The 6,555-nt window shown below is 65.9% G+C and carries 8 protein-coding genes; 2 read left to right on the top strand and 6 right to left on the bottom strand.

What is annotated here, in order from left to right:
* Together K8I61_02570 and K8I61_02565 are read left to right on the top strand one after the other, a co-directional pair.
* On the top strand, window positions 1–570 hold a 570-nt coding region (locus K8I61_02570), incomplete at its 5' end, for a hypothetical protein (protein MBZ0270894.1).
* Window positions 571–631: 61 nt separating this feature from the next.
* Entirely contained in the window at window positions 632–916 is a 285-nt protein-coding gene (locus K8I61_02565; GenBank protein ID MBZ0270893.1) for a hypothetical protein, read from the top strand.
* A 53-nt stretch (window positions 917–969) separates the two neighbouring features.
* Here the strand turns inward: K8I61_02565 and K8I61_02560 are convergent, their stop codons facing one another.
* From K8I61_02560 to K8I61_02535, 6 genes are all read right to left on the bottom strand, one after another.
* Window positions 970–1,911, bottom strand: a complete 942-nt coding sequence (locus K8I61_02560; protein ID MBZ0270892.1) for an SGNH/GDSL hydrolase family protein — start codon at window positions 1,909–1,911, stop codon at window positions 970–972.
* Window positions 1,908–3,362 (bottom strand): glycosyltransferase family 39 protein, encoded by a 1,455-nt coding sequence (locus tag K8I61_02555; GenBank protein MBZ0270891.1) that lies wholly within the window; start codon window positions 3,360–3,362, stop codon window positions 1,908–1,910. The genes K8I61_02560 and K8I61_02555 overlap by 4 nt, the downstream gene beginning before the upstream one ends.
* A complete protein-coding gene (locus tag K8I61_02550; GenBank protein MBZ0270890.1) occupies window positions 3,359–5,002 on the bottom strand; it encodes a glycosyltransferase family 39 protein in 1,644 nt (547 codons plus the stop codon). Before K8I61_02550 ends, K8I61_02555 begins: the two co-directional genes overlap by 4 nt.
* Before the next feature lie 65 nt (window positions 5,003–5,067).
* Window positions 5,068–5,520, bottom strand: a complete 453-nt coding sequence (locus K8I61_02545) for a M67 family metallopeptidase (protein MBZ0270889.1) — start codon at window positions 5,518–5,520, stop codon at window positions 5,068–5,070.
* A 116-nt stretch (window positions 5,521–5,636) separates the two neighbouring features.
* Window positions 5,637–6,053 (bottom strand): GxxExxY protein, encoded by a 417-nt coding sequence (locus tag K8I61_02540; GenBank protein MBZ0270888.1) that lies wholly within the window; start codon window positions 6,051–6,053, stop codon window positions 5,637–5,639.
* A 102-nt stretch (window positions 6,054–6,155) separates the two neighbouring features.
* Window positions 6,156–6,555: molybdenum cofactor biosynthesis protein MoaE (locus K8I61_02535; GenBank protein ID MBZ0270887.1), on the bottom strand; the 400-nt coding region annotated here is incomplete at its 5' end.

The raw sequence follows: 6,555 nt of genomic DNA, 5'->3' as shown, positions 1-6,555 counted from the left end.
TCGTCGAGCGCTTGGGCGAGTTCGGCCTGGTCGCGCTTGATGCCCGCGGCCGCGGCCGCCGTGGCAAGCGCGGCGCTCTTTCGTCTCTTGAACTTCGTCGCGTTCGAGGGACAAGCCACGCGCGAGATCTGGGCGCCGGCGCTTTACGCGATCGCCGCCACCGGGATGATCGCCGCCGCGCTTTTCGCGCTCGGCGGCCGATCCGCGCGTGTTCGCGATGCGTTCGCGGCGCTTTCGATCGGGTTTCAGATTCTCGCCGTTGGGTGCGCCGCGCTGCGCGCGCCGGGCCACGCGCTCGCCGCCGGGGAATTGATGCTCGCGGTGCACGCGCCGGCAGCGGTGTTGCTGGCGCTTGCCGGCGGAACGCACCGCCTCGCGAGCGGCGCGAGACTCTTGTCGCGGTTTGTCATCGCGGGTTTGCCGCCCCTGCCCGGCTTTATTGCGCGGCTCGACGCTGCCGGTGCGCTCGTCCACGCCGACCTCGTCTGGATGGCGATCTACATGGCCGTCGCGCAGACCGTCGTTTTCGCGAGCCTCATGCGTACATTTTTCGACGACCCGCGAAGGTGACGGCGAGGACAAGTATCAATCGGAAGGGATATCTTGCGCCGGAGAATCAGGAGAATTCGCTGTGGCTGCCTACGAAGTCAACATCAACGACGTCGTCCGGAAGTTCGAGGGGCTCGACAAATACGACGACGACTACGTCCCGGAAATATTCGGCGACATGAGCTGGGGCGTGCAACACCAGGGCTGGTCCGCCGCGAAGTATCCGGACGAATTCAAACGGGTTTGGGCCGCCATCGTTCGCCATCGGGAACACATTCGGGGCCATGTCGGCCTCGTCCGCGAACTTCGCCTCATGGCTGGCGAATACCCCAATGACCACTGGTGGTGGTCGTTCGAGAAACTTTGATGCCGGTCCTTATTTTGGTTGCCGGACGACGCCGGCCGCCGCGGCGCTTGCGATCATTCCGCAATCCCGATTCCCGATTCGGCATTCGCCATGACCGCATCGGCGATGGCTTCGGCGATGACGCGCCCGCCCTCCCGCGTGATGTGGATCGGATCGTCGTCGGGGAAAAGGAACAGCCCGGGCGCGTGTAGAAATCCGTCGGCGACATCGACGACCGGCACGCGCTCGGCCTTGCCGACCTCCCGCGTGATTTGCTGATAACGCCGGTGATCCGGTTCCCAGTCCGCGCCGCCGGCGAGATAGGGCGACACGACGAGAATCGGCCTGGCCCCGTCGGCGCGCACGATCGCGACAAGCCGCGCGAGCTCGCGCGCGTATTCGTCCGGCGGCACGCGAAACGGGCGGTCGCGCGCGGCCTTGTCGTAAGGCCGAAAGATCCCGGCGCGAATCGCCTGATAGAGGCGGAACGTCAATAGCGCGCGGTGCGTCGCGAGAAGCGTGGCCGGCGGCATGCGGATTTGTGAATCCGGGCGCGAGCCCACCGCGCGCCAGTGGTCGTTCACGCCGAAGTGAATCGTGACGATGTCCGCGCCGTGGCCGGCCAGGTCGCGCTCGTAGAACTTCCGCCCCTGAAAGACGGTGTAGTTCGGCACGCCCGCGTTGTAGACGCGCACCTCCCGATCGACGACGCCGCGCGCTTCAATAAGGGCGGGCAGATCCTCCGGATATCCCGCCCCGCCATCCATCACCGCGACGGAATCGGCGAGCGCCACGATACCAAGGACCTCGGCAGGAAAATCCGGTGGCGGTTTCGGCACGCTCCAGAAAAGATCGGCGTCGGGCTCGCCGACAATCTCGCCGATCACCCGCAACCGGTAGTCGAGCGCGCTCACCGGCGCGGCGTATCCGGCGACACGCAGCGCGATCTCCGCCGCCGCGAGAACGAAAGCGACGGCGATGGCGGCGAACCCGACGCGGCGCGGGCGCGTCGTCATTCGCGCGACCGCGCGAGCAGGCACCAGGGCGGCTCGTCGAGGATTGGCCGGAAGGTGTGCCCGTTGATTTCCGTTTCGGCGCAGTCGCTCACGCCGAGCGCGGCCGCAAGCGTCGGGTCGTTCTCCGACAGCAGGATCAGCGTCGGCGCCCATTCGCGGACGATCCTGTCGACACTCTCCGGGGTCGCCGGCCCCTCCGGCAAATAATCCGCGTAGCGATATTGCCGGTAGTCGCCGCGCGACTCGACGACCATGAATCCGTGGTTGTCCGTCGTGATGAGGACGCGATCCGCCGGGTCCATCGCGTAGCGCAGCGCTTCCGACGCGACAAACGCCGGGCGCGCGGCGGCGGCCGCCTGCGCGATACCGAAAAGGTAGGGCAGGCTCGCCGCGGAGATCGCAAGTCCTACGCCGGCCGCGGCGACCGCGCGCGCGACGGGCGTGCGTATGAGGTAGCGAACCACGTCGGTCACGAGTCCCGCCGTCGGCGGGATGAGCAACAGCACCATCAGCGACGCGTAGCGGGCAAGCTCCGGCGCCATCGCGGCGCGGAGCGCCTGCGTTTCGACCACCGCGAAGTGCCAGAGAAACAATCCCGCGGCCAGCCGGCTGCGCCCGCGAACAAGATCGTTGACGAGCCCCGCGAGCGCGACGAACGCAAGCGGCCAGCCCAGAATCGCAACGAAAGTGCCCGGCCAGCCGAGCGCGCGCTGCACGAGGGGCACGTCCCCGGCGTTGACGAACGCGGCCGATTGCGCGGCGGATAGAAACGCGAACGGCGATCCTGCGATGCGCGCCGACATGACGATATGGGCGAGGGGAAAAATCGCGAGCACGGCGCCCGCCGCAAGAGCCGGTTTCCATCCGCGCCGCCACGCGAGATACGCGGGCCACACGGGAAGGAACATCCAGCCTTCGAAACGAAGCGCCGCCGCCGCCGAAAACGCCACGCCGAGCCCGATCGCAAAACGCACGGCGCGTCCGTCGCGCTCCGCGTCGATCGCCACGGCGCAAAACGCGAGCGACAGCGCGAAAAAGAAAAGGTACGGCCCTTCGGATAACGTGACGACGCCGACGACCAGTAGCGGCGCGCAGAGCGCATAAATCGCGCACGCCGCGAGCGCGTCGGTCTTGCCGCGCGTGCGTCGCACGAAGACGAACAACGGCGCGAACGTTGCGAGCGCGAACAAAACGGAAAACGCGCGGTTGCCGATGACGATGTCGCCGGTCAGTCGCCACGCCGCCACGATCAGCACCGCGTGCAACGGCCCGAAGTTCGGATCGGGATACGCGCGCGGGCCGTCGACCCATTGCGTCGCGAGTTGCAGCTTGCTGTAGCCTTCTTGCTCGCTGCCCTCGATGTTCCGGACCGCGACAAAGGAAAACGCGCGCGCCCCGATGCCGATGGCGACGGCGATCGTAAGGATCGTGATGAGCGTACGCCGGTTCATGGCGCGCCCCCCGCGTCGCCCGGCGGCTCGGGCGCGTCGTCCTCGGCGCGTTCGGGCGCCGCGATTTCGCCCAGCCCGTCGTCTTCGCCCTCGATGCGTTCGACGCGGAAGATCGCGAAATCGCCGGTGCGCAGGACGCGCGTGAAGCGCCGGCCGTATTCCACGGTTTCCGTCACGGTCGGCCCAAGCCGGAACGCCTGAAGGTTCCCGCCGGATTCGTAATCGATGACGATGAGCGTCGGGTCGAATTCGCGCATCGTCCGCGCGAACTCCTCACTGTTGTAGCGCTTGATGTCGCGCCCCCACGTCACCGCGGCGTCCGGCGAAAGATACGCAAGCGGGAAAAGGCGTGGCACGACCGCGCGGTATTCCTCCCACTCCTTGATGCCGCCGGGGTCGTACAGCAGCGTGCGGAAGGTGGACGGATCGCGCCGGCTTTCGACGACGAGGTACGGGTGGAACCGTTTGTCCAGAATGATGCGGTCGTCCGGCCTGGCCTCGCGCAGGAAGCGCGCGACTTGCCGGATATCGTCGGGCAGACGATTTTCCTCGGCCTGCACGACCGCCCAGTATCCCTCGAAGGACGCGATGCTTGCGACAAGCGCGACGGCGATCGCAGCGCCAAGGTGCTTGCGCTGCGAGAAGAGGCGCGCGGGGATATCCGCGCACGCGCCGCCCGCGAACGGGATCAACAGCGCGGCGATGACGACGCTGTAACGCAAAAGCGCCGGATCGAGCTGTCCGTTCAGCGTGCGATAGGAAAGGAGGAGATACGGCACGAGAAAAAGGGCGAGGAGCATCCCGCCGCGCCGCACCGCCGCCGCCCATCCCAGGCCGACGGCGCACGCGACGAAAAGCGGCGGCGAGAGCGCGTGCCAGAACGCCTGCGGCCAAGCGGTCGCCCGATAGCTGATATCCATCTGCGGCAGGTAAAGCTCAAAGCTCGCGGCGCTCGTCGCGCCAAAGGCGAAGGGGTCGCCGCGCGTCGCCCAGCACACGTCCATGTGCCATAGCGGAAACAACGCGAGCATCGCGCCAAACAGCGCCGCGCGCGCAAAGCCGCGTGGTATGAGCGCAAGGCAAAGCACCGGGAAAAACAACCACGCCTCGAAGCGCAGCATGCCCGCCGCGGTGAACGCGGCCGCGGCGCCGGCAAGCTTGGCGACGGCGCGCCGCTCGCCCGCGCGGGCGGAATACCACAACGCGAGGCCGCCGAAGAACGCCAGGGCGTACGGCGCCTCGGCGAGGCTCGTCGCGCTCGCGCGAACGTGCACGGGGTAAACGCAAAAGAACGCCAGCGCGGCAAGCGCGGGGCCGCTTTTCATCTCGCGCCGGGCGATCGACCAGAACACGGGCAGCGCCGCGACGCCGCACGCAAGCGAAAACACGCGCACCGGAAGCACTTTGTCGCCGAACGGGAACGCGAGGACGTAGATGATCCACGTATGCAGCGGGCCGAAGTTCGGATCGGGATACGGTTTGTCGGCGGCGATCCAGTCGTAAACGAGGTTGATCTTGGAGTAGTCCTCCGCCTCCCAACTGAACATGTTTTCGTAGAGAAGAAGAAACGCGAGACGCACCGCGAATCCCAGGGTCACAAGACCGGCGACCGCGAAAATTTCGTTTCGGCGCGCGTGCAAGGAAAAACCCCGACGTGGATCGCGCCTATTGTAATGAGAAACGCGCAAAGCGCACGCGCGGCGCTTCAGTCGTCGATGATCTCGACCGCGATTTTTTCCGACGCCCCCTCGCGCACGACAAATGCGCCGCCATCTCGCGGCACGCCGTCGCGAACCGACACGACGAAATAGGCGTAGGACGGAGGCAGCCACGGCTCGCCGAGCAGATATTCCTCGGAATTTTCCAGATCGGTTTTCGAAAAATACACGTCATGGTCGGGGTGCGTGTGGTAGAAGCCGATCACGTCGAGTTCCGCCTCGCGCGCGGCTTCCTCGGCCCGGTGGCGGTCTCCGGGGTCCATGTCGTACCGGTCGAATGCCGCCTCGGGCGCCAGATTCGCGGCGCGAAACGCCAGTTCGGCGATCCAGATATCGCCGTCACGCATGCCCACCAGAACGCCGCAACACTCGCGCGGATACGCCTGCCGCCCGTGCTCGTGCACGGCGTCAAGGACGGTCTTTGTCAGCCGGAGCTTCATGTTTCACCCCTGTCTCCATACCCATCCCCGTTCGCGAGATCGACGGAGCGGTGATTGGTTTCCGATTTTCTACGGTACACAGAGAGCACGGAGAAGACACGGGGGACACGGGGGAATCAGGTCACATCGAATTCCGTCGGTTCCACGAAATGGGCGAACGACCGGCCGACAAATCGTTTGATTCCGTCCTTCACGCGCGGCGCGAAAAAATTGATGAGTAGGCCGACCGGTAGATTGCTGAGTTTCAGATAGGTCAAAAGTTGCGCTTCGTGAACGCGGGCCGGTTTTTCCACGGATTTCACTTCGACAATGACCTGATTTTCCACGACGAGGTCCATACGAAAACCTGCTTCAACCACCATGCCTTCATATTCAAGAGGAAGAATAACCTGCCTTGCGACGCCAATTCCCCGCAAGCGCAATTCGTGTGCCAGACACGATTCGTATGCGCTCTCAAGCAAACCCGGCCCAAGCGCCTTATGCACCTTGATCGCCGATTGAACGATCGTGCCGGTAATTTCATTGATGGACATTATTCCCCCCGTGGCCTCCGTGGCTCCCCCGTGCTCCCCGTGTACCGCAGGGAAACAACCGCATCCTGACGCATGCGGTCTCTCGCGTGAAATACGGCGCCTTCAATTTGCGTCGCCCGGCCGCGGTGCCTTGGCGTCGCCCGGCGCGTCGCAGGCGAATCGCTCGCCGTCAGCCGTGACACCCCATTTCCACAGCGGCACGCGCGACTTCAACTCGGTGATGAACCACGCCAGCGCCTCGATCGCCTCGGCGCGGTGCGGCGCGTCGATCGCCACCTCGATGCTCGCCTCGCCGGCGGGGACGCGGCCGACGCGGTGCGTGCACCAGAGGCGCGAAAGCGAAAATCGCTCGGCGGTCTGTTCCGCCAGCGCGTGCAACTCGCGCGTGGCCATGCCCTCGTATTGCTCGTAATCGAGCGCGACGATGGCGCGGCCGTTCTCCCGGCCGCGCACGCGCCCGCGAAAGACAAGCGCCGCGCCGTCGTCGCTGATGCGCACGATG

It is taken from the genome of bacterium, from assembly GCA_019912885.1.
GTDB lineage: Bacteria > Lernaellota > Lernaellaia > JACKCT01 > JACKCT01 > JAIOHV01.
Note: the sequence above shows the minus strand (reverse complement) of the source record. Positions and strands in the feature narration are given on the sequence as shown.